The sequence below is a fragment of the Bacillus pacificus genome (genome assembly GCF_020861345.1).
In the GTDB taxonomy this organism is placed as follows: Bacteria; Bacillota; Bacilli; order Bacillales; family Bacillaceae_G; genus Bacillus_A; species Bacillus_A pacificus.
This window is the reverse complement of the sequence record NZ_CP086328.1, coordinates 5,185,325-5,210,764: the sequence shown is the minus strand read 5'-3', so window position 1 is coordinate 5,210,764 and position 25,440 is coordinate 5,185,325. Positions and strand designations below refer to the sequence as shown.

At 33.7% G+C, this 25,440-nt stretch carries 22 protein-coding genes and 1 pseudogene; 8 read left to right on the top strand and 15 right to left on the bottom strand.

The window, feature by feature from the left end; genetic code table 11:
• Positions 1 to 143: 143 nt before the first annotated feature.
• Together LMD38_RS26800 and LMD38_RS26795 are read right to left on the bottom strand one after the other, a co-directional pair.
• A complete protein-coding gene (locus tag LMD38_RS26800) occupies positions 144 to 791 on the bottom strand; it encodes a response regulator (protein ID WP_000695782.1) in 648 nt (215 codons plus the stop codon).
• 20 nt (positions 792 to 811) lie between these two features.
• Positions 812 to 2,383 carry a GAF domain-containing sensor histidine kinase gene (locus LMD38_RS26795; protein ID WP_000485089.1) on the bottom strand — a complete coding sequence of 524 codons (1,572 nt, stop codon included), beginning with the start codon at positions 2,381 to 2,383 and terminating at the stop codon, positions 812 to 814.
• Between the two features lie 135 nt (positions 2,384 to 2,518).
• Here LMD38_RS26795 and pdxK point away from each other — a divergent pair, with 135 nt between their 5' ends.
• Positions 2,519 to 3,343, top strand: a complete 825-nt coding sequence (gene pdxK / locus LMD38_RS26790; protein ID WP_000174249.1) for a pyridoxine/pyridoxal/pyridoxamine kinase — start codon at positions 2,519 to 2,521, stop codon at positions 3,341 to 3,343.
• 83 nt (positions 3,344 to 3,426) lie between these two features.
• On the opposite strand, the gene LMD38_RS26785 is transcribed toward pdxK, so the two are convergent.
• The 8 genes from LMD38_RS26785 to LMD38_RS26750 all read right to left on the bottom strand — a co-directional run bounded on the left by LMD38_RS26785 (position 3,427) and on the right by LMD38_RS26750 (position 12,938).
• Positions 3,427 to 4,485 carry a GGDEF domain-containing protein gene (locus LMD38_RS26785; protein WP_016719040.1) on the bottom strand — a complete coding sequence of 353 codons (1,059 nt, stop codon included), beginning with the start codon at positions 4,483 to 4,485 and terminating at the stop codon, positions 3,427 to 3,429.
• A 145-nt stretch (positions 4,486 to 4,630) separates the two neighbouring features.
• A complete protein-coding gene (locus tag LMD38_RS26780) occupies positions 4,631 to 4,834 on the bottom strand; it encodes a YbdD/YjiX family protein (protein WP_000919824.1) in 204 nt (67 codons plus the stop codon).
• Positions 4,827 to 6,902, bottom strand: a complete 2,076-nt coding sequence (gene cstA / locus LMD38_RS26775; RefSeq protein WP_001261205.1) for a carbon starvation protein CstA — start codon at positions 6,900 to 6,902, stop codon at positions 4,827 to 4,829. Before cstA ends, LMD38_RS26780 begins: the two co-directional genes overlap by 8 nt.
• Positions 6,903 to 7,023: 121 nt before the next feature.
• Complete coding sequence (locus tag LMD38_RS26770) at positions 7,024 to 7,740, bottom strand: LytR/AlgR family response regulator transcription factor (RefSeq protein WP_227585499.1); 717 nt, start codon at positions 7,738 to 7,740, stop codon at positions 7,024 to 7,026.
• A gap of 265 nt (positions 7,741 to 8,005) precedes the next feature.
• Positions 8,006 to 9,205, bottom strand: a complete 1,200-nt coding sequence (locus LMD38_RS26765; RefSeq protein ID WP_100633462.1) for an MFS transporter — start codon at positions 9,203 to 9,205, stop codon at positions 8,006 to 8,008.
• 293 nt (positions 9,206 to 9,498) lie between these two features.
• Entirely contained in the window at positions 9,499 to 10,239 is a 741-nt protein-coding gene (locus tag LMD38_RS26760) for a WecB/TagA/CpsF family glycosyltransferase (RefSeq protein WP_073530943.1), read from the bottom strand.
• 21 nt (positions 10,240 to 10,260) lie between these two features.
• Positions 10,261 to 11,370, bottom strand: coding sequence for a glycosyltransferase family 4 protein (locus LMD38_RS26755; protein ID WP_227585500.1), 1,110 nt, complete (start codon positions 11,368 to 11,370; stop codon positions 10,261 to 10,263).
• A gap of 95 nt (positions 11,371 to 11,465) precedes the next feature.
• Positions 11,466 to 12,938 (bottom strand): O-antigen ligase family protein, encoded by a 1,473-nt coding sequence (locus tag LMD38_RS26750; protein ID WP_228920058.1) that lies wholly within the window; start codon positions 12,936 to 12,938, stop codon positions 11,466 to 11,468.
• Between the two features lie 494 nt (positions 12,939 to 13,432).
• Between LMD38_RS26750 and LMD38_RS26745 the strand changes: the two genes are divergently transcribed.
• From LMD38_RS26745 to tet, 5 genes and pseudogenes are all read left to right on the top strand, one after another.
• Positions 13,433 to 14,065 (top strand): trimeric intracellular cation channel family protein, encoded by a 633-nt coding sequence (locus LMD38_RS26745; RefSeq protein WP_000924376.1) that lies wholly within the window; start codon positions 13,433 to 13,435, stop codon positions 14,063 to 14,065.
• A gap of 98 nt (positions 14,066 to 14,163) precedes the next feature.
• Positions 14,164 to 14,694 (top strand): annotated as a pseudogene (locus tag LMD38_RS28880) (protoglobin family protein); the annotation flags it as partial.
• Positions 14,695 to 14,757: 63 nt separating this feature from the next.
• Complete coding sequence (locus tag LMD38_RS28875) at positions 14,758 to 15,498, top strand: methyl-accepting chemotaxis protein (protein WP_370530095.1); 741 nt, start codon at positions 14,758 to 14,760, stop codon at positions 15,496 to 15,498.
• Positions 15,499 to 15,885: 387 nt separating this feature from the next.
• Positions 15,886 to 15,948 carry a tetracycline resistance efflux system leader peptide gene (locus LMD38_RS28870; protein ID WP_106081929.1) on the top strand — a complete coding sequence of 21 codons (63 nt, stop codon included), beginning with the start codon at positions 15,886 to 15,888 and terminating at the stop codon, positions 15,946 to 15,948.
• A 37-nt stretch (positions 15,949 to 15,985) separates the two neighbouring features.
• Positions 15,986 to 17,362: a Tet(L)/Tet(K)/Tet(45) family tetracycline efflux MFS transporter gene (tet, locus tag LMD38_RS26735; RefSeq protein ID WP_061654193.1), complete on the top strand. Its 1,377-nt coding sequence runs from the start codon at positions 15,986 to 15,988 to the stop codon at positions 17,360 to 17,362.
• Positions 17,363 to 17,600: 238 nt separating this feature from the next.
• On the opposite strand, the gene LMD38_RS26730 is transcribed toward tet, so the two are convergent.
• From LMD38_RS26730 to LMD38_RS26710, 5 genes are all read right to left on the bottom strand, one after another.
• Positions 17,601 to 18,074, bottom strand: coding sequence for a hypothetical protein (locus LMD38_RS26730; protein WP_061654194.1), 474 nt, complete (start codon positions 18,072 to 18,074; stop codon positions 17,601 to 17,603).
• Positions 18,040 to 20,181, bottom strand: coding sequence for a site-specific integrase (locus tag LMD38_RS26725; RefSeq protein ID WP_061654195.1), 2,142 nt, complete (start codon positions 20,179 to 20,181; stop codon positions 18,040 to 18,042). The genes LMD38_RS26730 and LMD38_RS26725 overlap by 35 nt, the downstream gene beginning before the upstream one ends.
• Before the next feature lie 2 nt (positions 20,182 to 20,183).
• Complete coding sequence (locus tag LMD38_RS26720; RefSeq protein WP_061654196.1) at positions 20,184 to 21,530, bottom strand: tyrosine-type recombinase/integrase; 1,347 nt, start codon at positions 21,528 to 21,530, stop codon at positions 20,184 to 20,186.
• 34 nt (positions 21,531 to 21,564) lie between these two features.
• Positions 21,565 to 22,116, bottom strand: coding sequence for a helix-turn-helix domain-containing protein (locus LMD38_RS26715; protein ID WP_061654197.1), 552 nt, complete (start codon positions 22,114 to 22,116; stop codon positions 21,565 to 21,567).
• Between the two features lie 252 nt (positions 22,117 to 22,368).
• Positions 22,369 to 23,682 carry an ArnT family glycosyltransferase gene (locus tag LMD38_RS26710; RefSeq protein ID WP_073530942.1) on the bottom strand — a complete coding sequence of 438 codons (1,314 nt, stop codon included), beginning with the start codon at positions 23,680 to 23,682 and terminating at the stop codon, positions 22,369 to 22,371.
• Positions 23,683 to 23,980: 298 nt separating this feature from the next.
• On the opposite strand from LMD38_RS26710, the gene LMD38_RS26705 reads away from it, so the two are divergent.
• Positions 23,981 to 24,493, top strand: a complete 513-nt coding sequence (locus LMD38_RS26705; RefSeq protein ID WP_000412121.1) for an acyl-CoA thioesterase — start codon at positions 23,981 to 23,983, stop codon at positions 24,491 to 24,493.
• 212 nt (positions 24,494 to 24,705) lie between these two features.
• Positions 24,706 to 25,434, top strand: a complete 729-nt coding sequence (locus tag LMD38_RS26700) for a glycosyltransferase family 2 protein (RefSeq protein WP_000151538.1) — start codon at positions 24,706 to 24,708, stop codon at positions 25,432 to 25,434.
• The last annotated feature ends 6 nt before the right edge of the window (positions 25,435 to 25,440 follow it).

Genomic DNA, 25,440 nt, shown 5'->3' with positions numbered 1-25,440 from the left:
AAAGGTATCCCTTGTAATTGTTGTTTTGTTGCTTACAAACATATTTTATCTTTATATCAAGACAATTTCGTCCTCACATAGACGTATTTTTCCATAAAAAAAGTCCACCTTCTAAAGGCGAACTAGGTCTTACGACTTTCGTCTTATACAACTCCATTTTTCACTGCATATAATGCCGCTTGCGTACGATCAGATAAATTCAACTTACTCAAAATACTACTTACATGAGCTTTTACCGTTTTTTCTGTAATAACTAAAACAGAAGCGATTTCTTTATTACTCATCCCTTTCGCTAATAGCTGCAATACTTCATTTTCTCTCGCTGTTAGCACATCCACTTGAATAGAAGGCTCTTCTTCTTTTTCTTCTACAGGTAATGTTTGAGAGAGAAGAGCATTTGCTATATCAGGATGTAATTGAATATTACCTTTATATGCACTTCGAATAGCCTCAACAAGCTGATCCGGTTCTACATCTTTTAAAATATACCCGCTTGCTCCAGCCCTTAATGCTGGTAACACATGCGCCTGATCAGAAAAGCTAGTTAATACAATTACTTTCACATCTGGATATTCTTTTTTAATACACGCTGTCGCCTCAACACCATCCATTTCGGGCATATATAAATCCATTAGCACAACATCAGGATTCGTCTCCCCTACTTTTATTAGTGCCTCTTTCCCATTGCTTGCTTCTCCAACTAACTCTATATCTTCCTGTGTACTTAAGAAAAATGCTAATCCTTTTAAAACGACTGTATGATCATCCACTAACAATACTTTTATTTTCACAAACTTCCCTCATTTTCACATCATAATGGTACGTTTACTTTTACACTTGTTCTTTTTTTATCACTTACAACTTTAATTGTTCCACCGATTAATTCTACTCTTTCGCGCATCGTAGTCATGCCAAGTGATTTCTTCTCTTTTATATCCTTTTCTACAAAGCCGTTTCCTTGATCTACTATTTCTAATGATACATTCTTCTCCGTCACTTTGAAATAAATCGTCGCTTCTCTAACATTCGCATGCTTACTTACATTATTTAAAGCTTCTTGTCCAATTCTCCATAGCGCTTCCTCTACTACACGTGGTAAATCACGGACACCTGTAACTTGTTCCCGAATTTTCAATCCCAAACTTTCACCATATTGCTTTAAAGCTGGTAATAACCCTTTCTCTAAACCCGCTGGACGTAGTTGCCAAATTAACGTCCTCATTTCTTTTAAAGCTCCTTGCGCTAGTTCACGCATATCATGCAAAGATCGATCCACTTTTTCATTTTGACCTTTTAAAACTGCCTCAGCGCCTTTTGTCATAAAGGTTAACGAAAATAGCTTTTGTGAGACGGAATCATGTAAATCCCTTGCTAACCGATTTCTTTCTTCCATTCGTACAAGTTCACGCCGTTGCTCATTTAACCTTAAATTTTCTATCACGAAGGAAATATGATTTGTAATTGCTTGAAGTACATCTATCGTATTCACATCAAATTCACCATTATTTGAACTAACACATAAAACACCAAATATGTGCGTTTGAATCTGTATTGGTGTAGCAATAACCGTCCTATTAGAGGCTACCTTATGACTGACTTGATGATTTAATAAAATAGGTTCACCTTTTTCTAATGCTTCTTTCGCTGCTTTTTTTATATCCTCTTGCAATTCTTCCTGGCAATAAGATGCCCGCAAGGATAATTCTTTCTCTTCCCTAATAAAGAATGCGACTTGATTCCACTGAAACACTTCACCTAATTGATCTACAACTTTTTCAGGCAATATATTAAATTGATGAATCGTTCTTAAAACTTGAATGAACCGTTCTAATTTCACATAATAATGTGCTCTTCGCTTTTCATTTTCATATAACTTTGCTCGTTTTAAAGCCGTTCCAATTTGGAAGGCAACTGATTGAAGCAATACTAATTCTTCTTCTGAAAAATGTGTTTTACCTGGGCTTGCCACATTTAACAAACCAAATTTTTCTCCTCCAGCCTTTAAAGGAACCGTAGCATGATGAAGAATTCCTTCTGTATCTCCCCAATTATATTCAATTGCATTATTAATTCTTTTACATTCAATAATATTAACAGCTCGTTCTAATTTTCCATCAACAAAGCCACGTAAACACCAACATTCCCCTTCACACATCGGACGTTTGTTTTCATATGTAAGTGCCTCTGGTAATTGATAATCAATTAATTTTGTATACCTACCATCTTCATCCGCAAGAAATATCCATCCTGTCGTTAAACCTGTTACACTCAGCAATTTTTCTAGTACTGCTTGCAATACATGATATGTATCATTTGATGTATTTAATGTTTCTGCAATCTCTTTTAATATAACTAATTCATTTGTACGATTCTCTTGAAACATAATTCGTCTCCTACATACAAGATTTTACATAGTTCCTAACATAAATCATCTACTTTTCACTTTGTACTTATTCGTAACATTGATATAATGGTGAAAACATAGTTTTCATTATATCACCTGAGGGGGCTTTTCATAATGACATTAAATAAAGCACTTACTATCGCTGGTTCTGACACAAGTGGCGGTGCTGGTATACAAGCAGATTTAAAAACATTCCAAGAACTTGGTGTGTACGGAATGACATCTCTTACGACAATCGTAACGATGGATCCACATAACGGTTGGGCACATAACGTATTCCCAATCCCAGCTTCTACATTAAAACCACAATTAGAAACGACAATTGAGGGAGTTGGCGTAGATGCTTTAAAAACAGGTATGCTTGGATCAGTAGAAATTATTGAAATGGTTGCAGAAACAATCGAAAAACATAATTTCAAAAATGTAGTAGTTGACCCTGTTATGGTATGTAAAGGGGCTGATGAAGCATTACATCCTGAAACGAATGATTGCTTACGTGACGTTCTTGTTCCAAAGGCATTAGTTGTCACACCAAACTTATTTGAAGCTTACCAATTAAGTGGCGTAAAGATTAATTCTCTCGAAGACATGAAAGAAGCAGCGAAAAAAATCCATGCTTTAGGTGCGAAGTATGTCCTAATTAAAGGCGGTAGCAAGCTTGGTACCGAAACTGCAATCGACGTTCTATATGATGGAGAGACATTCGACATTCTAGAATCAGAAAAAATTGATACGACAAATACACACGGCGCAGGTTGCACATATTCTGCTGCAATTACAGCAGAACTTGCAAAAGGAAAACCTGTAAAAGAAGCAGTAAAAACTGCTAAAGAATTTATCACAGCTGCTATCCGTTATTCATTCAAGATCAACGAATACGTAGGCCCAACACATCACGGTGCATATCGTAAATTCGTTGTATCAAAAGAGCTTGTCTAACTTATAAATAAAAACACCCACAGAGTGTGTATTTCCCTCTCTGTGGGTGTTTTTATTTATAAGCTCTTCTGGTCATCCTATCTTTAAGATGCGGAACTAACCTGATTTCTACCATTTCTTTTGGAGTAATATAATGCATCATCGGCAGCTTGAATAAATTGCTCTGGTGATTCTTCATATACTGAAACGCCTACTGAAACTGTAATTTTTATTTTTGTTCCATTTAACAATTCGAATGAATGGTTTTCAACAGCTGTGCGAACTTTTTCCCCCGTATGCATTCCGTAAGCTAATCCCTTCTTTGGTATCAAAAGCGCGAACTCTTCTCCACCTTTTCGAAAGGACAAATTTGGGAACGGTGAAACTTCCCTTAAAATACTACCTATTTGCTTTAACACTTCATCTCCTGCAGGATGCCCATACGTATCATTTACACACTTAAAGTGATCAATATCTATAAGTAGTAAACAAAGTGAATCATTTTTCATACGCTTATTACCAATATGATGATTCATTTCTAAATCAAACTGCCTTACATTTCCTAAACCTGTCAATGCATCTATCGTTGCATATTGCTTCATCTTTTGAAATAACTCATTGGATTGTAATACATAATTTGCGCTTATAAATGTTATATAGCCTGTAATAACACTAGAAACCAAATATAATCCCACTATGTGAATATCTTTGATTAACCATATATATAGTGAGGGAATTAGAATAGATAAAATATATGTATGTAACCATACCCATTTTTCTCCTAGAGAAAGTTTTAGACGCGAAATAAAGATACTACCTATCCCTATCGCAATAATTGTATAAAAAGCTACTTGAGAAGCTAATGAATAATCCATAAATACTAACCTAGTTACTAAAATCATACTAACAGCTATAGTACTCGCTATTGGGCCACCAATTATAACGGCTAGAATAACAGCTAAGTAGCGTAAATCCAATAGGATGGTACCAACATGAACACCGAAATACATTAGTAATATACCTAATATTCCAGTAAGAATACCTACTACACATTTCTGCCAAAAAGAGAACCCTTCTTCTAACGGTTTATCTCTTAAAAGCTGACCTCCAATAAAAATAAAGGAAAGAATAATGGTTGTGTTTACAAATAAGTCCCTTAACATAAAATAATCTCCCTACTTTTCTATCTATCCCTTTCCTTATTTTATTGTATACGAAATACCTATAATTCCCAAAGCTTTTTATTTATTTTTTGCTGTTCCACGTGAAACAGCAAAAAATAAAAAGGACGAAAATTCGTCCTTTTCACTAACAACAGCGCGAGATTTTTCCGCCCTTTGCATTAAATCTTGCTTCTTGCGCTTCTGCAAAAAATTGTTTTTGACATACAACTTCTTCTTCTGGATGATGCTTTTTCATATGCTCTACATATGTTTCATAGCTTGGTACCCCAACAAGTAAGCTAATAAAGTGTTTCCTTTGTCCCCATACTTGCCGTAGTCTTTTAAGCATAGTTCCTCGACTCACTTTCATCTCTAGGGATATATGGTGCCTCTTTTAGCGGCATCGGCTTATTTCTTAATACTTGAATCCAAATTCGAATTGCAGAAATTAATACAGCGATTACAACGATCATAAAAATCCCACAAAGTGCCGCATCAATATAATCATTGAAAATAATTTGCTTCATTTGGGCAACATTTTTAGCTGGCGCTAACACTTTCCCTTCATCTAATGCTCCTTGAAACACCTTTGCGTGGGATAGAAATCCTATTTTAGGGTTTTCATGAAATAGCTTTTGATAACCCGCTGTCATCGTTACAATAAGCAATCCGACAGTTGGAATAAGCGTCACCCAAACATATGCCTTTTTTCCCATTTTGAATAAAATTGTCGTTCCAAGTAATAATGCAATACCTGCTAACATTTGATTTGCAATACCGAAAAGTGGCCATAATGTATTAATTCCACCAAGCGGATCAACTACCCCTTGATATAAGAAATAACCCCATCCTAATACACATAACGTTGTAGCTATTACATTCGCGAATGTAGAATCCGTTTTCCCAAATGGCTTATATACATGCCCTAAAATATCTTGAATCATAAATCGACCGACACGCGTTCCAGCATCAATTGTTGTTAAAATGAATAGCGCTTCAAAGAGAATCGCAAAATGATACCAAAATGCCATCATGGCCGTTCCACCTATTACTTGTGAGAAAATATATGCCATACCTATCGCTAACGTTGGCGCACCACCTGTACGTGATAAAATCGTTTGCTCTCCAACGTTTACAGCGAGATCTTTTAGTTCATTTGGTGTAATAGCAAATCCCCATGAGGAAATAACTTGAGCTGCCTGCGAGACATCTGTACCGATAAGTGCTGCAGGACTATTAATTGCAAAATACGTTCCCGGTGTTAATACACAAGCTGCAATCATCGCCATCGCCGCTACAAACGACTCCATTAACATTGCTCCATAACCGATTGGCTGTGCGTGTCCCTCTTGCTCAATCATCTTCGGCGTCGTACCTGATGAAACAAGAGCATGGAATCCAGACACTGCACCACAAGCAATAGTAATAAATAAGAACGGGAATAAGTTTCCAGAGAACACAGGACCAGTTCCATCAATAAATTTCGAAACTGCTGGCATTTGTAAATCTGGTGCTACAATTAAAATACCGATTGCTAATCCTACAATTGTTCCGACTTTTAAAAATGTACTTAAATAATCACGTGGTGCTAAAAGCATCCAAACTGGTAATGCCGATGCGATAAACCCATATACAATAAGCATTATAGCAATTGTTTCTCCGCTAAACGTGAACATGCTTGCAAGCGCTGGATTTTCCGCTACATACTGCCCTCCAATAAGAGACAGTATAAGTAGGATAATTCCAATTACTGACCCTTCACCAACCCGTCCAGGCCTAATGTAGCGCATATATACTCCCATTAAAATAGCAATAGGAATCGTCGCTGCTATCGTAAACATTCCCCAAGGGCTTCCGACAAGCGCCTTTACTACTACTAATGCTAATACTGCTAATAAAATAATCATAATGCCTAAAATACCAATCATTGCAATAAGTCCTGTAACAGGACCAATCTCATCTTTAATCATTTCACCGAGAGATTTACCATTACGTCTCATCGAAGCAAATAAAATGACAAAATCTTGCACAGCTCCAGCGACAACTACCCCTACAATAATCCATATTGTCCCTGGCAAATATCCCATTTGTGCCGCCAAAATCGGTCCTACTAAAGGCCCAGCCCCAGCGATTGCTGCAAAATGATGCCCAAATAATACCCATTTATTTGTCGGAACATAATCTTTTCCATCATTTAATGTATGAGCTGGCGTTTGCCGATTATTATCTAAACCGAATACCTTTCTCGCTATAAATCTACTATAAAAGCGATAAGCAACTGCATACACACATACCGCAGCTACTAAGAGCCATACAGCATTAATAGTTTCACCTTGTGATAAAGCTATTACACCAAAAGCACCGGCTCCTACTGCTGCAATAACTCCCCAAAGTAAAATTGACTTCACTGTTCTCACATACAATCCCCCCAATACTATTTCTTAGTGGGATTGTACTAAATTTTCTGAATATTTAATTTGAATCCTCCCTATCATGAAGGATTTTTAGTTTATCATGTTAAAAAATTCGCATTATCTGCTATAATTCAATTTTATTTCGAAGTCGTTTCACATAATTACGACTTACTGGAATCGGTTGCTCATCATATTTATCTAAATACAGATTATATGTGCCATTATAGTAAGGCTTTAACTCTTGTACATATGACATATTAATTAAATAACTTTTATGCACCCGTAAAAAATCATATGCATTTAGCTTATTTTCTAGCTCCTGGAGTGTATATGTTGAAATATACTGATTATTTGTTGTATAAATTGAAACTGTTTTGTTTTCCTTATTTTTGCTTACATATACAATATCTTCAGGGAAAATATACCGAATCCCCTCTTGACCTTCTATCGGTAGTTTACGCAAATAGCTCTTTGCTTTCTCACCTTGCTCTTTAGCCATTCTATATAAAAGGAATTGCAAATCTTCCTCGCGGAATGGGCGTAGTAAATAATAAACTGCTTGAAAACGAAATGCTGTAATGGACTCTTCTATATCTTCACCCATAAAAATAAATTTCGTATAACAATTTACTTCCCGTAATAAACTCGCATATTCAAAACCCGTTCCATCTAGTAATTTTGAATTTAAAAAAACAAAATCTGGTGTATGCTTCTTCATCATAAATAATGATTCTGTTCCTGTATTTGCTTCAAAACATTCTACATTCCTTATATTTTCAGTAAATGTTTCAGCTAAACTTCTTCGCTCTTCTGCATCTTCCATGATCAGTAAAATTTTCATTTCTTCAACCACCTAATTCTTTTGTCCGTATGTCCTGTTGTATACATTCGCTTTTATAAGGAACATTCCCTTTTTCTTACTATACCATTATTTATCTAAAAAAACAGAAAAAAGGGAACCATCATGGTTCCCCCTGCCCTTTTTTCCGTTATTTGTAGGCAGTAAAACCCACTGAATGAGAAAACATGAGCTCTTAGTTTTACTACTCTAAAACATAATTAGTACGGACCAATAATTGAGATCACTTACCGATTAAAGTTTTACCTTATACTAATTCTCGTTGTTTCGTTTCTTGCCCAAGTATAATTACAGCAAATACGCCTATTAAAATTGATCCACAGAAAATCGTAAATATTAGTGATAGTGAAGCCTGTAAAGCAACTAAATATCCTACTAATAGCGGTCCAAGAATACCACCAATACGACCGAATGCTGCCGCCATCCCTGCACCTGTACCACGAATAACTGTTGGGTATTGTTCAGGTGTATAAGCATATAATGCACCCCAAGCACCTAAATTAAAGAATGATAGTAACATGCCTGCTACGATTAATACCGTTAATGACTCTGCTACTCCAAATAAGTAAGCACTGCAAGCTGTACCAATTAAATACGTAACTAAAACAAACTTACGACCAAGACGTTCAATAAACCAAGCAGCTGTGAAATAACCTGGCAATTGAGCTAACGTCATAATAAGTACGTATTGGAAACTTTTTATTAAACTAAATCCTTTTAATACCATTACACTAGGTAACCAAAGGAACATGCCATAATAGGAGAAAACAACAGAAAACCATAAAATCCATAACATAATTGTTGCCTTACGATATTCCCCAGACCAAACTGACTTTATATTTTCGATAACGGATGGCCTTTTTTCAACCTTTTGGAATCTTGGAGAATCCGGTAAATTCCATCTTAAATATAAAGCATATAGCGCCGGAACCGCACTCAATATCATCGCAACTTCCCAACCATATTTCGGTATAACAAAATACGAGATAAGAGCTGCGATTAGCCATCCACCTGCCCAAAAACTTTCTAATAGCACAACTATTTTGCCACGTTCATGTGCTTCAACACTCTCCGATACTAATGTAGAAGCAACTGGAAGTTCTCCACCAAGCCCCATACCAATTAAAAATCGTAAAACAAGGAACATAGCAAGTGTCGTCGTTAAAGCCGTTAAACCACTACCGATAGAAAATAATAATAATGTAATAATAAAGACTGATTTTCGCCCTATTTTATCTGATAGTATTCCAAAAACGAGCGCCCCGACCGCCATACCAATTGAATTAATGCTGCCTATCCAGCCCATTTCTTGGGTACTTAATCCCCAATCTTTTTGCAGCGCTACCATTACAAATGAAAGCATTCCAACATCCATTGCATCAAATAACCATCCAAGCCCCGCTATACTAAGTAGCTTTCGCTTCGAAATTTCTTTCACCTTGCCCACAAGAAGTCCTCCTTACACAACTGTCTTTACACATCATTTTACATGTGTGAATTGTATAAGTAAAATACTTTCGTGCAAAAAATTCTCCTTCATCATTCCCAAAAAGTAAAATACTTATCCGACTATTTGAGGGCAGTAAGGCCCCTCACCTCAAAATTCAGCTGAAGCAAAGAGAGATAGATAAAAAAACCATGGCCATTAAACACCCGATTAGTGAGTGTCCGCAATCGGTAGTAGATGAATAAAAACGCACTTTATTAAAAATGGACAAATAAAAAAGTAGCGATAGAACGCTACTTTTTTGAACGCATGACTTCTTTTAAAAATTCCGCTAATACTAACTGACGACGCCAACGCGTTGGATTGCTACACAATCTATAAAACCACTCTAAATGGATCGCTTGAATCCATTTTGGTGCACGTTTTACCTCTCCAGCCCATACATCTAAACTTCCGCCTACTCCAACGGCCATTTTCGTTTCTAAACGATGCTTATTCGTTTGGATAAAGTTCTCTTGTCTCGGGAAACCAAGTGCAACAAGCAATAAGTCTGGTTTTGCCTTTTGAATACGAGAAACAATATTCTCTTCTTCTTCTTGTTTAAAATACCCATCTTGTATACCCACAATAGATACAGCTGAATACGTCTTCGTTAAATGATCTGCTGCAGCTTGTACAACATGCGGTTTTGCACCTAATAAGAAAACTGATACTGGTTTATTGTCTTCTGATAACGACGCAAGTAAATTACACATTAAATCAAAACCTGCTACACGTTCCTTTACAGGTGTACCTAACATACCACTTGCTTTTACGACTCCAATACCATCAGGTGTAATTAAATCTGCATGTAATAATGTTTGATGGAATGCTTCATCCTTTTTTGCACACATAACAATTTCAGGATTTGCTGTTACTACCTGAAAAGTATGTGTTCGCTCCACTTCTAGTTGTTCTTTTAAATATTGGACCGTTTCATCCATTGTCATTGTAGAAAAAGGAACGCCTAGAATATCAACTGTTTGTACTGCCATAGTTAACTATCCTCTCTATCATTACAAGTTTTTCGCTATTAATTGCTTATATGTTTCCTTTGTATCTTCATATAGTTTTTGAAGTGAGAAGTTCATAATAGCATGCTCATAAATATGTTTCCCCATTGCTGCTAATTCTCCAGTTTTCCACTTATCATACGCTTCTTCTAAAGCTAATGCTAATGCCCTTCCATCATCTGTTGGCACAATCCATCCGTACGTTTCATCTACAATTAATGGTTCAATCTCTCCAGCCCTAGTCACAATTGATGGTACGCGTTGATTTGCCGCTTCTAATAAAACTAGTGGGAACCCTTCACTATGGGAGGTTAATAAATTCACATGTGACGACGCAAATAATTGTTTTACATCTTGACGATGCCCTAAAAACTCAACTTTATTATTAATCCCTTTTTCAGTAGCCAATGACTTTAGATTTTCTTCTAACGGGCCATCACCAACTAACAATACTTTAATTTTCTCTAATTTTGTTCGTTGTAACGCATCAAATAGAACTTCATGTCCTTTCACAGGATGCAATCGTGCTACTTGGATTGCCGTAAATACATCTTCATCAATATTGAACATTTCTTTTTTATTATAACCTTCTGCTTTTTCCTTATCGTATTCAATTCCATTATAAATAACATGCATCTTTTCATTAGAAATGCCTAAAGCAGCTAAAGTTTTCTTTAATCTATTTGTTACAACAAAAAATAAATCTACATTTTTTAAGGCTTTCAAATTCAATTTCGTAAAAATCCAACCTTTTAAGCCTTGTTTAGTAAAGTCTTCAAATGGATCACTATGAATAGTCGTTACCCATTTTGCCGTTATTCTCTTTTTCATTAAAGAAACATAGAAATTAGCCCTAGGACCATGCGTATGAACTATATCAAATTTTTCATTATTAATGAATTCGCTTATATTCTTTAAAATAGATAAATCATAGCGGGATTTTTGTGAAAACACATGGACTTTTATCCCTAACTCTCTTGCTTCTTTCGCAACAATCCCATCTTCAAATACCGCTAATTCTACTTCACCAGTTGGAAACTGATCGAGAAGTGAAATAATATGTGTTTTCCCTCCCCCATCTTCTGCTCCTGCATTCATATGCAATATCCTCATATTTTTTCCTCCTTTAAATCCTCGCCACATTTCCATCTATCTTTATTTTACTGTACTAAAAAATAAAAGCTAACAAAAGTTAGCTTTTATTTTAATCATTCAATTTCTAAGTCTACAATTAGATAAGCTAACACCACTACAAAGTAGATCCCAACTCCTGGTGCTGTTAAAATATGTCCTGCAATATAAGCAATACCTAATGCTAACAATAAGCTTGCTGCAATCATTCCATATTTTATATTAAATATCTCTTTAAACCTTGTAATAAATACTAGTAGGATTCTTAAGCCGTAATAAACAAATGGAATCATTAGTAATGCAAAACCAATAATCCCAAAGTCATAAAACCAATCATGGAAGTCCATTTCAATTAGCTTTGGATCTGGCTGCTTTTGTTCATTATATTTAAAATTACCTGCATAACCCATTCCTAATAACTTTTGTGACGTTGGCGCTTCTTTAAAGAACTGCTTATGTCTTTCTTCATATACTTGACGTCCGCTGAAAATAAGATTTTCTTGATTTTCTTTCTTTTGCTCTTTCTCAAGCTCTTTCTTAACTTCCTCTTCTATCTTTGCCTTTTCTTCTGGCCTTTCACCTTTATGATGAGTTTCTTCTTTTGCTTTAAGTTCTTGCTCTTTTTTCAGCTTCTCTTTAATTTCTTTTTCTTTTTGACCTTGCTGTGCCACATTTTGCTCTGATAAATAGTTATTGTGAATGCCCATATTTTGTGCTAATGGCGTTTGTTTAAACGTTCCAACTACACCAGCTAATAGGACAATAGCAATTACTGCATTAAGCGCAAGGGATTTTTTGTTCGGATTTTTTCTATCAAATAATAATTGTAGTACAATGATCCCGATTGCTGCCGCTAACGTAGCACCAATTGAGCCCATTCCTACTTTCGTACCGACCTGAATTAATGAGTAAATCATTAAAAACGATGGAATCCAATATAAAACGTGTTTCCAGCTCTTTGTCTTTTGAATAGAATATAGTACCACAATAGGGAAAATAATAGCTAAGATTGAACCTAGTTCATTCCCTGCATAGAACCAACCTCGAGAACCTACCTTCATCCATTCATAACTACCAAAGTCAGTAGATGTTGAAATAGAAATAACCATAATTGCGTTAATGATTAATGTAGAATATACAATACTATTTCGAACCTTATCACTAATATTAACTTTCTTTTTCAATGATTTTAAAGCTAAAATGTATGAACCCAGCATGATATATATATATAATGCTTTCGCAACGAATTTAACTTCTTCACCAAGTACAATAGGATCCTTAACTAGTTTGTTATTAATAAATCCTACCCCTAAAACTCCGGCTAATAATATAAGATAAATTAAAAACTTTCTATTTTCCTTCTCTTTTGCCTGAATTAAAATGTAAATACCACCAACAGCCATAATAAGGAATCTTACTAAAATTCCAACGGTAGCACTTGATTTTAATAAAGTGATGCTAAGAGACGTTAATAAATCTAAAACAGGCTGTAAAATAATAAAAAAGAGCAAAAACCGCTCAAATCTAACCCTAGCTTGATTTGCTAACATTCCAAGACCTCCATACAAAATCTTAACATTATCTTTTAATCATAATTTTTTATCATTCAAACACACCTAGCAATTATAACATAACTCATATTCAAATCGAGAACTATTTTTCCAGCTAAAACTAGCCAGGACAAGTATTAATCAGTAATAGAAATTACTGTCCTTTCGCTATACTCCCTATTTTTACAAAAACTATCTAACAACCATCCCCTTATTTTTGTCAGTATATACATATTTTTTTATCATTTTATACAGATGTAAACAACATACCTAACATTGTAACATTTCACCAATTAGGTAACACCAAAAAAATGTAAAATTAATCTTTTCATATCTTCTTCAAATTACTTTATAGCTATTTTCCAAACATTTTCAAACGCTTTCTTTATGTATTTTATCCGTTTTTCTACATGTAGCGAAAAGTAATTGTTATTTCCAATACTTTAGTGTATATTTTTTCTCTGGAACATCTTTAAGAGGAAGGGATTAAGGCCATGTTATTAATCGATATATTTACGTTTCTTGGCATTATCGCCGCTGCCATTTCTGGTACATTAGTTGGTTTAAAAAAAGATTTAGATTTATTCGGTGTCCTTTGTTTAGCTGTAGCTACTGCGCTCGGCGGCGGTATTATTCGTGATATTATGATCGGTAACCTGCCTCCCGTCGCATTTGTTAAACCCATTTACTTTTTCGTAAGCGTATTATCAGCATTATTTACTTGTATGTTTTTTGAGCGTATCAATAAACTTCAAGTTGTTATTATGCTTTCAGATGCTGTTGGCTTAGGCGTTTTTACAGCTATTGGTGCAAATGCGGCAATGTCACATCATGTTGACGCCTCATTTTTAGTTGTTTCAATGGGAGTCATTACAGGTATTGGAGGCGGTATTTTACGTGACATTTGCGCTCAAGATATCCCCTACGTCTTCCGAAAAGAAATTTACGCAATCGCTTCTATTTTAGGGGCAATTAGTTTCCTAATCACATATGCAATGGGGGCACACGTATTGGCTTTCTATGTTTGTTTATTGGTAACTTTCATTATTCGTGTTGTCACTGTCATATATAATGTACATTTCCCAGTTTTCTTTAAAACACATGCTAAAATTAATAAAGGTCATTAAGAGAATTCTATATGGAATTCTCTTAATTTATATACTATTCTACACACTAATATAGAGTAATTGTATATAAATATATATAATTATATTAGAACTAAAAAATGAAAACGCTTTACAAACAAGGGGGAAGAACGATGCTTGGGGTTTTTAAAAAACATAACAATAAAACAAACGTAAGTATACTTGAATTAAGTAAGAATCAACAAATCACTTTTAACGTTCCTACTAATTCTGAACTGAAAATTCAAATGGATATGCTACATATTTCAAAAGAAGATTTACAAATCGTAAAGGTACTACAGCCTTTTATTTATGAAGAAATTGATTGGATTACTGAAAAATTCTATTCCAATATTACAAAACAGCCTAATTTAATTACGATTATCGAACGTTATAGCTCTATTCCAAAACTAAAGCAAACTTTAAAAACACATATAAAAGAATTATTTAGCGGAGATATGCATGAAGACTTTATTGAACAACGTGTTAGAATTGCAAAAAGACATGTACAAATTGGGTTACATAGAAAATGGTATACTGCCGCTTATCAAGAATTATTCCGCTCTATCATGAAGATTTTAAAAACGAAAATTACAACAATTGACGATTTTTCTTATTCTATAAACGTAATAAACAAATTACTTACTCTTGAACAAGAACTCGTTATTGCGTCTTATGAATCTGAATATGAAAGAATGCAAAAAGAACTTGAAAAAGAAAAAGAAATAACAGCTATGACCATTACGCATATTGCAACAGAACTAGCATCTGTATCTGAAAAAACAAGTGCTTCTATTCAGCAGTTAACCGCTAAATCTGAAACGATTGTAGAAATTGCTAAAACAGGTACGTCATTAGCTACAACATCAGAAGAAAAAGCAAATAAAGGTAAAGAACAATTAAATGAGCAAAATAAACGAATGGAATACATTCAAACGAACATGGAAACGATTATTACAGATACACATGAACTTCTCGATATTTCTAACAAAATTAACGAAATTATAGATATTGTAAAATCAATTGCCGAGCAAACAAATTTACTCGCACTAAACGCTGCAATTGAATCTGCGCGTGCTGGGGAATTTGGCAAAGGCTTTTCTGTTGTAGCTGGAGAAATTAGAAAGTTATCAGAGCAAACGAAAGAATCTATATTTAACGTTACAAAGCTCGTTGAAAAAACAAATGAACAGATTGTTCGTGTCTCTTCTTCCGTGAAACAAATTAGCTCTCTCGTATCTGAAGGAACTGATAGTATGTCTGCAACGGATCAATACTTCCAAGAAATCGTAAAAGACATGTCTAACTCAAAAGAACAGAATAAAAAAATTGAAAATGAGTTAGAAACCATTTCACAAGTAATGAAAGGAATTCAAGACGATTCCTCAAAAATGGCTCTAACAGCTGATAGTTTACAACTAGAACTGAACCGATAGAGCGATTACAGTAGCGATTTTTTATCTCTACTAGCTCTTAGTATTCATCTTCCATCAAAAAAAGAATCCAAATTGTTTTATTAAAAGGACAGATAATTAGTAAGTCCTATAATAAACAAGGGATTCAATAAAATGTTACACATTTTATTAAGGAAAGTACATCACTATTGAATAGTGGTGTATTTTTCTTTTAAAAGACCTCTATATGACCTCATTTACTACTACAACATTTGAGTTTTATCATAAATAATTTTATTGTAAAGTGACGGACAAGTTGTTTGAGTTACAATAAAGTCGTTTAAAAAATAGTAAAGTTGCTAAAAAAATGAGAGTCATTTTAAGCTATATGTGATAAAATATACAAATCAAATTTAGGAGGAGTTATTTATGAAGTGCAATAAATATAATTGGGTACATTTAAAGAGGGAAAGCGTATCAATGACCCTATAAACTACGTCTACCCTCATTATTTATTGGAGGGTTAAATGTGAATACATCTCATTCACAGTCAAATTTACGCCATAATCAAGTTTTATTATGGCTTTGTGTTCTTTCTTTTTTCAGCGTTTTAAATGAAATGGTTTTAAATGTTTCATTACCTGATATTGCTAGCGATTTTAATAAGGAACCAGCAAGTGTAAACTGGGTAAACACAGCGTTCATATTAACTTTTTCCATAGGAACAGCTATATATGGAAAGCTATCGGATCAGCTAGGTATCAAAAAGCTACTCCTATTTGGAATTATAGTGAACTGCATCGGATCAGTTATCGGATTTGTTGGGCATTCGTTCTTTTCTGTAATTATTTTGGCTCGGCTTATTCAGGGGGCGGGTGCAGCTGCATTTCCAGCACTTGTGATGGTTGTTGTGGCGCGTTATATTCCAAAAGAAGATAGGGGTAAAGCATTTGGACTTATTGGGTCTATTGTAGCAATGGGAGAAGGTGTAGGGCCATTTATTGGTGGAGTTATTGCTGAATATATCCATTGGTCTTATTTACTGCTCTTACCACTTGTGACGATTATCACTGTTCCATTCCTTGCAAAATTAATGAAACAGGAAGACGTAATAAAAGGCTCTTTTGATACTGTAGGAATAATATTCATGTCCGTAGGTATTGTATTTTTTATGATGTTTACGACATCTTATAGAATTTTCTTTCTAATCTTTAGCATTATATGTTTCCTGATATTTGTTAAACATATTAGGAAAGTATCTAATCCTTTTGTTGATCCTGCGCTAGGAAGAAATGTCCCATTTATGATTGGAATCATTTGTGGAGGACTTATATTTGGAACTGTAGCAGGATTTCTTTCTATGGTTCCTTATATGATGAAAGATGTGTATCAATTAAGTACTGCTGCAATTGGAAGTGGAATTATTTTCCCTGGTGCAATGAGTGTTATTGTTTTCGGTTATATTGGTGGAGTGCTTGTTGATAAGAAAGGTTCTTTATTTGTGTTAACAACTGGAGTTGGATTTCTTTCTATCAGCTTTTTAGTAGCTGCCCTTTTTATAGAAACAACACCATGGCTCATGACAATTATATTAATTTTTGTTTTTGGGGGACTTTCTTTTACGAAAACAGTTATCTCCACCATTGTTTCAAGTAGTTTGGAACAAAAGGAAGCTGGTGCTGGCATGAGCTTGCTTAACTTCACAAGCTTTCTATCGGAAGGAATGGGTATTGCAATTGTAGGTGGATTATTATCGATACCTTTGCTAAATCGAAAATTGCTACCTATAAACGCTGATTTACCTACTCATTTGTACAGTAATATGCTATTTCTTTTTGCGGGGATCATCGTCATTAGCTGGTTGGTTACTATGAATATGTATAAGCGTTCAAGAAGAAATAGCTGAACTTGACTGGGCCGCTATTGTTGAATAAAACTTAGATTTTTAAATGACTTTATCGTTATTTTTTTAGTGTAGTGAAATATCTTACATCAAAAATTAAACAACTTTAAGTATAACCCCGTCCTAAATTTAGAACGGGGTTATATTTATTTGAGCTTTTAAAATTTAATAACTTTATTGTTATTTTACATTTATACAATAAAAAAAGATTCCGAGAAGTTATTATCCATTAAACAACTAATTATTTAAACATTTCAAAATGACCTGTAACCCACTTTTGATGATTACGAGCAAGGTATTGTTCCGTCTGAATAAGTTTATCTACAAGTTCTTCTTTAGATAATTTCATATATTTACTTCTTACTTTTAAAATATTACGACTAGGTGAAATATTTCTGATAGTCGATTCGTCAAATGTGCTCTGTGGTACAGCCTTTTTCTTGTTTTGTTTTATTTTAAAAGTCTTACTATATTGTTTGTAATAAGCATACAGTTCCTCATTTCTTTTTATTGTATTAGCATGGATACCTTTTCCTGTTACATCAAGTTCCTTTGATTTTTCATGAATGTTTTTGTAAGTTACAGGAATTCCATTTGAAACGAGAGTATCAATTGTCAACATGCCTAATTGAATAGAACGATTTTTTCTTTGTTCATGAACAGACCTCAACCAAGAACGATTACCAGAAGGTGTTAGATTTGATAACTGGTTCATATCTCTGTTCCTCTCTATATTTTTTGATTAAATCAATTTCTTTCAATTCAATCTTTGCTTGTTTCCGCATTTCTTTTGCTTTTCTTACTTCAATTTCGAGCCCAATTTTTTTGAAACGTTTTTCCATGTCCTCTGCAACCTTAATAGCTTCTAATAGTTCATGTTCTTGTTCTGGTTGTGGGATTTTTGCTTTGCACCCTAAACATGCCATCTTCGTCGGACATACATAATCTGTCACACAAGTACCACCTAAAACGTTATTAAAAACTCCAACTTTTTCACTATACTCTGTAAGTTCTTTTTGAAGTTGTTTTGGACTTCGTAATAACGCATCATCTATGTCAACATAACTTGAAATCACATCTTGAAGTTCACCGACCGATTCAGCAATTTGACTTGGAGTTGGAGCGGAATAGTATTCAGTTACAGTTAAGTCTCGTTGATGTAGAATTTTCGCTAAAATATCAATAGGCATCTTTTGACGTTGTACAGCTTCTGTTGCAAATGCATGGCGTAATAAGTGTGTTTTTATAATTACTGGAGAACCACTTTGCGTTTCAAATCTTAAACCATGTAGTAAAAATCGAATACAGGCATACACTGCATGAACTTTAAAGGCTTTGTGATTATATTGAAAATAATAAGGCTTGAGTTCTGGAAATAAGTGCTTTCTATCATGACGATATTCAATACTTGGAATCTTGCCCCCATAATGATCCTTTAGCATTCGTGAGACAGTTTGAATAATTTGCATTGTTTGTTTACTCACATAAAATTCTTCTACTCCATCTCTTCCTTTTGGAATTGCATAAAACGAATAATGGAGTTTTTCTTTTACCATTTTGGTTTGTATACATTCTTTTGTGTTGCTAATTTGCAATAGTTCATTTATTCTTGCTCCAGTTGTTGTAAGAATATCTATCGCTAATAATCCGAATGTACATCCAACATAAAAAGGTTCTACATCGAAGAAAATACCTCTTACATTATTTTTATAGCGCCCTAAAAAAACGGAAGAACTTATTACATCTTTATGTCCACTAAAAAAAGGAGGAGATTTACTTTCAGAATTCACATCAATGTATCCCCATAATTTAAAATAATCCTGCTTTTTTTTCATCTCTTCTTCGGTGGTTCTTTGATAACATTGTCCTAACAAACCTTTTTCAATTAATTCAGTAAACCATAAGCCTTCTGTTTCATCATTTCCATGAATAGATTCAGAATTTATAAATTCTAAGAAATGATGGTTATTTTTTTCCGAATAGGTTAATTTGCGCTTTTGTGCTTGTTTAACTATTGTTTCAGGAAACTGTTCTTCGTGGTGTAATATAAATGATCGCTTGTCCCATAGACGAAAGTAAAAACGTTCTCCAATTCGTGTCGGCTCTTCGTAGTGAAATTCTAGTGGAAGTGATAAGTTTTGTTCTTTAACACGTTCTATTGTTTTTTGAAAACTTTCCTTTATACGTTTTATTTGATTCCAGCGAAAATGGGCTTCCGACCGAATTTTTGGCAAAAAAGGAACGATAGCATCTGTTTCATCTTTCCGACTACTTTGTGCATGTTCTGTCGCTAATTTTTCAAATGGAAAATCACTTGAGTTAAATAAAGGTATAGGAAAAAGGAATTGCTCAAAATATTCTTGTTGCTCGATTGATAAGGTATGAATTAACCATTTTTTCATTCGAGAGGAAATTGCCTTATAAGTTTTTAAAAAACTCATTCTCATAGAATTAGAATGTTTTGGATAGACTGTTCCTTTAAAATATTTATATAAATGTTCCATAACATCAAATTCTGACATCATATTCAAGTTGAATGCTAAAAAAACATCTTGGAATCTTGAATTAATATTTATTAATATATTTCTAATTGTATGCGAATCTAGATTTTTTTCTGCACTAGTAAGTATCCCTAATAAGAGATGATTTGCCCAAGGTTTATTAACACAAGCACTTAAGAAATACTTTAAGTGTCTTTCATCTAACTTATCCAAAAGAAAAACACCCCTTGAGTCTTTTAAATGAAGAATTTCCCCATCCACTTTTCCCTTTAATTTATCATACCATTCGTTATTTGGTACATCTCTAATCATTGTTGACATACTTACTCCAGCCCCTCTAACAGTTCTTGTAAATCATGATCTATTTCTTTTTGGACTTCAATTGTTGTATGTTGGAGTTCGATTTTTTTCTTTATCTTTTTACTTTGTTCATATTCGATTTCATTTTTTTGCATGTTTTCAAACATTTGATCATGTGATTCTCGATGTTTTTCCTCATCGAAATAATGCTCATACACTCTAATGGTATCTGGATTTTTCCATTTCATATATTTGATAAGTTCATTCTTTCGTTGTTGGATTTCGGAATCATGTTTAGAAATGTTATGAATCTCTCTAAGTCTAGTTGTGACAAACCAATGCCTTGCTTTATGTGGATTCAACTTAATATCAGCATATTTCATTGCCGTGTTCCAATGATAATACCAAGCATGATACGTTAAAGGTGTACCAAACTCTGAAAGGAATATAGGATCTTCATCAGATAGTTGTTCATAATTAAAATGGTTTATATCATATTTCATTCTTTCGCTATTAATATATTGAAAAAGGCGTTTTACAGTGTCTTTGCTAAATCGAAGAAACTTTACCTTTCTTCCATAGCTACCTTTACTGAATGTAATGACTTCTTGGTGGCTTTTTCTTGAACGATAATCTCCAATTGTTAATTCAATGATTTCGGAAGCCCTAGCTCCTGTTTCAAAAAGCATTCGTGATATAATCATTTCCCTTTGAGACCAATTTATATTTTTCCCCGCTTGATAAACTTGGAAGGGTAAGTGGGGATCGTCAATAATCTTAGGCTGCCATTCTTCATTGATAATTTTGAAATAAGAATCTGTTAATCTACGATGTTCTAAGGGGTCTTCTGTTCCGCTTATAGCGGGCATGCGTGGTTTGTCCTTTCTAACACCTTCAATATGACTACGATATTCATTGAGGATTGCTTTAGAATCTATTAATGGATTGAGATGATTATACTGGTTTAAACGAATAAGCGATTTATAGAATGATTTAATCGCAGATAAAAAACGATTTACGGTATTGGGGCTTTTGCTTGTTAAATTAACAAAGCAAAAACTATCCTTTTCACGAACTCTACATTTCATTTCGCTTTTTAAATAATCTTCAATGGCTATTCGTATAATGTCTGGTGAATCATTCCATTTCACATGTCTTTCTTGATAGTTGCTATGCTTTTCTAACCAATAAAAAAAAGGTAACAGACATTGTAAATAAGATAAAGCTGAACTTTTTGATATTCTTCCTATACTATCTTGGTAAAAGTCCGTTAAAGGTAAAAATGGTTCATTATTGCTATTAAAAACTAACAATTCATATCGACTCTCAACATCCTTTGGACAATATGCATAATAATATCCTTGGCCCATTGTGCAAATCACCTTCCAGCAACTTTAAATAAAATTAGTCTTCTAACCAGTTGTAGAATGCAATCTTTGATTGATATGTGTTTTCTACTTTGTTTTGCATCGCATCGTAGTCTTGCTGTGTAAGATCAGATAAGTGTTTATTTTGTTTTTTAGGTATTTTAACGGGAAGAGTAGTTGGACTCCAATTTTCACGAATCGCTTTTTTAATAAATCCATTAGGGTTTTTCACTTTTGTATTAGATTGCTGCATAATAAGTAGTATTTCTAAAGTACGTTTAATTCCAACAATGGATAAGAGTGAATGAATTTCTTTCGTAGGTGAGATAAGTGTAACAGCTTCGTATGCTAATTTTATTAGCGTAGCTTCTTCATTTTCAAATGACTTTATGTGGGATTCTTGATGGGGTTCTTCTTTTGTGGGAACGATCTCTGTAATATGAAGCAAATCACTTTCAAGTATCCGCCATCCTTCTTTATCACTATTGCGATACGAATTAGGCAGTCTACCAGAACGTATCCACCTTTTAATCGTTTCTTCATGCTTCCCTATGAGGGAGGACACTTCTTTGACTGTGTATATTTTCATAAACACACCTCATTAAAAGTTTTGATTTCCAGAATATTCTATTTTAATTATACAGAAAATGAATGCTGTAGTAAATCTATTTTTTGTTGTGGTAGTAAATGAGGTCATAAAGAGGTCTTCTAAAAGAAAAATACACCACTAGTAATTAGTGATGTATTTTCGTTAGTAAAATGTGCAACATTTCATTAACATTAAGGCTTATAAAAGCCTTGTGTGTTAGAACCTACTTTAATATTACATAGTAGATTCTTTTTATTTTCTAAAGAATATTTTTTGACAATACACATAACTCATATAAACACCAAAGCTTTGCAAAATAAACAATGCTGGCACAATAAGATTATAATATGCCATATCGACTTGGAAGAGCTTTAACAATACGTATCCGCTAATTAACAATAAGAACAACATATATCCCTCGTTTTGTTGTTTCTTAATAAGGAAGTGTAATAGAGCTATAGTCATAAATAATGTTACCGCTATATATATCAGTTTTTCACATTTAAAAAGAATAGAATTTATTCCCTCATCTGAAAACTGATTTATCACCGGTTCTAAAAGTTTAAATCTTTCTCCCTCAATCTCTTTTAACTTTTGATCAATATGCTCTGTTACACTTTGATTTTTCGATACTTTTTCCTCACGTTGCGTTTTTCCAATTAAGACAGATTGAACATACGTCTCATTCGTAATCGTATATTGTGACAGTCCCATTGTCTTAATTCCATAATTCACACTAAAATGAGCACTATAAAACAGAATAAGTATCCCTATCGTCTTTAGTAACACTTTTTGTTTCGTTGCTGATTGAAACACTTCAATTAATAATACATATATCGTGATAAAAATAGGAAGAAATAATCCCATTGGGAAAATCATATTACTACATGCAAATAAAATCGCTGAAAACACCCACATATAAGGATGATCTAATCCTTTATATAAAAGTATGTAGCAAGCAAAATAAAATAAAAACATTGCAAGTGACTCAGGAGTTAATACGGAACTCATGAATATATTTGGAATATACAGAGCATAAAATGTGGAAGCAATACGACCGCATTCTTCTCCAAAAACCATTGCCGCAATACGATAAATAAAAAGTGCAGTTCCTGCGCAAAATAACACATTAAATAGTTGTAAAGCAAATAATGTATCACCAAATATACGAATAATTACTGACTCATATATAATAAACGGCAAATGAGTTATATTCCCTATATTATTACCAATTGCAATCTCCTTTGCAGACTCATACATCATTTTCATATCACCAATTATTGGAGCATCTACAAATAACAGCATACTAAGCCTCACAACTATAGATATACTTATAAGAAAAATAAGAAATTGTTTGTCTGTAAAACGATATTGTAAAATTGATGCCACTAACAAAATGAGTATGACGAAAATTGCCAATATGATTGTTACACTTGTTGTACTTCCTCCAAAAAATTGCTTACTTGTCTCAAATGCTGTCCAACAACTATAAACAAAAAATGCGAGCATCGCACCAATCGTAATTTTATTGAAGAAAGATGAAAAATTTGTTTGTATATGATTCATATGTCCATTGCACCTCTATTTCCATTCATAACAAAACGATTCTATCATGAATGGGTACACGGCTGATAGGGAATTTCTATGACAAATACATAGTCATTACTTTTTACTTGCAATGTAAGCGAATCCTCTTTTACACTACATTTTAGATAAAATAAATTTTCTTTCCGTTACATGAATACAAATACAGACGTTTAAATAATCCTCTTTTGGAATACGCTTTACTTTATTAAATATCTAATATGAGTAATCCACTTACACATATTATTCTGATTGAAAACAGACTATAGGGGCTGAATATATGGAAAAGAAATTCATGCGAGAATCAAAAGCAATTAAAACAACACGTGTTTTTCCTAACGATTTAAATAATCACCAAACACTGTTTGGAGGGAAATTATTAGCAGAAATTGATAGTATTGCTTCAATTGCGGCTGCAAGACATAGTCGTAAACATTGCGTAACAGCATCTATTGATTCAGTTGATTTTTTAACTCCAATTCACCAAGCTGATTCTGTTTGTTATGAAGCATTTGTATGTTATACAGGGAAATCTTCAATGGAAGTTTTCGTAAAAGTAATCGCAGAAAATTTATTAGCAGGCGAGCGTAGAATTGCCGCCACTTGCTTCATTACATTTGTGGCAATAAAAGATGGAAAACCTTCGTCCGTACCACAAGTACTTCCTGAAACTGAGGAAGAACATTGGTTACACACAACCGGTTCAGAACGCGCGGAAAATAGAAAAAAAGGACGTTTAAAAAGTAAAGAAATGGCTGAGGTTTTAACTTTAAATAAACCTTGGAATATTTAATACGATACTCTTCCATATACATGCATAGGTTCTTTCTTCCTTGCATGTATTTTTTATACAAAATATTCTCTCTTATCCTTTTATTCTCAATCTGTTCTCTTAAATCATGCACCAGCTTTTCCTTTATTTTGTTATACTGTTAATGGTATATTAAATAAAGTTCGTTTAAAAATAACCATAATATGATTAAGTATATAAGGGATGGTGCGGTAATGACTATTGAAGTACCAATTTCAATACCAAAAACGTTAATTATTATTCCAGCGTATAACGAGGAAGAAGCAATTGCAGATACATTAACAAGATTATTAAAACTAAAACAGCATTTTACTGGATTAAGCATTTGCGTTATTAATGATGGATCACACGATAAAACAGCTCAAATCGTAAAAGAATTTCCTGTTCACCTTGTGAATTTACCCTATAATCTAGGTATTGGCTCAGCTGTACAAACTGGATATAAATACGCATATGAGAATGGATATGATATTGCGATTCAGTTCGATGCTGATGGACAACATAACCCAGATGATTTATATAAAATTATAAAGCCTATCGCTGAAGATGAATGCGATATGGTACTAGGGTCACGTTTTACAGAAAAAACAGCATATAAAGGTAGTATTTCCAGAAGAATCGGTATTTTTTATTTTACTGCCCTATTGAAAGTACTAACAAAACAAACATTTATGGATCCAACTTCTGGATATCGTGCTATCAATCGAGAAGTAATTACAATTTTTGCACACAATTATCCAAAAGATTATCCAGAACCAGAAGTTCTTATTCATTTAAAAAAGAAAAAACTTCGCATTAATGAAATATCTGTAAATATGCAAGAGCGACAAGGTGGACAATCTTCTATCACACCTTTTAAATCTGCATATTACATGATTAAGGTAAGTCTTGCTATATTGATGCAAAAAATCGTGAAAGGTTGATAATAA

Coding starts and splice junctions, on each gene's coding strand:
- LMD38_RS26725 (WP_061654195.1), bottom strand. CDS start 20,181: ATGTCAACAATGATTAGAGATGTACCAAATAACGAATGGTATGATAAA.
- LMD38_RS26745 (WP_000924376.1), top strand. CDS start 13,433: ATGTTATTAATCGATATATTTACGTTTCTTGGCATTATCGCCGCTGCC.
- LMD38_RS28875 (WP_370530095.1), top strand. CDS start 14,758: ATGCAAAAAGAACTTGAAAAAGAAAAAGAAATAACAGCTATGACCATT.
- LMD38_RS26785 (WP_016719040.1), bottom strand. CDS start 4,485: ATGTTAAGGGACTTATTTGTAAACACAACCATTATTCTTTCCTTTATT.
- pdxK (WP_000174249.1), top strand. CDS start 2,519: ATGACATTAAATAAAGCACTTACTATCGCTGGTTCTGACACAAGTGGC.
- LMD38_RS26750 (WP_228920058.1), bottom strand. CDS start 12,938: ATGTTAGCAAATCAAGCTAGGGTTAGATTTGAGCGGTTTTTGCTCTTT.
- LMD38_RS26755 (WP_227585500.1), bottom strand. CDS start 11,370: ATGAGGATATTGCATATGAATGCAGGAGCAGAAGATGGGGGAGGGAAA.
- LMD38_RS26780 (WP_000919824.1), bottom strand. CDS start 4,834: ATGCTTAAAAGACTACGGCAAGTATGGGGACAAAGGAAACACTTTATT.
- LMD38_RS26700 (WP_000151538.1), top strand. CDS start 24,706: ATGACTATTGAAGTACCAATTTCAATACCAAAAACGTTAATTATTATT.
- LMD38_RS26770 (WP_227585499.1), bottom strand. CDS start 7,740: ATGAAAATTTTACTGATCATGGAAGATGCAGAAGAGCGAAGAAGTTTA.
- LMD38_RS26760 (WP_073530943.1), bottom strand. CDS start 10,239: ATGGCAGTACAAACAGTTGATATTCTAGGCGTTCCTTTTTCTACAATG.
- LMD38_RS26705 (WP_000412121.1), top strand. CDS start 23,981: ATGGAAAAGAAATTCATGCGAGAATCAAAAGCAATTAAAACAACACGT.
- LMD38_RS26795 (WP_000485089.1), bottom strand. CDS start 2,383: ATGTTTCAAGAGAATCGTACAAATGAATTAGTTATATTAAAAGAGATT.
- LMD38_RS26710 (WP_073530942.1), bottom strand. CDS start 23,682: ATGAATCATATACAAACAAATTTTTCATCTTTCTTCAATAAAATTACG.
- LMD38_RS26720 (WP_061654196.1), bottom strand. CDS start 21,530: ATGGGCCAAGGATATTATTATGCATATTGTCCAAAGGATGTTGAGAGT.
- LMD38_RS26715 (WP_061654197.1), bottom strand. CDS start 22,116: ATGAAAATATACACAGTCAAAGAAGTGTCCTCCCTCATAGGGAAGCAT.
- LMD38_RS26730 (WP_061654194.1), bottom strand. CDS start 18,074: ATGAACCAGTTATCAAATCTAACACCTTCTGGTAATCGTTCTTGGTTG.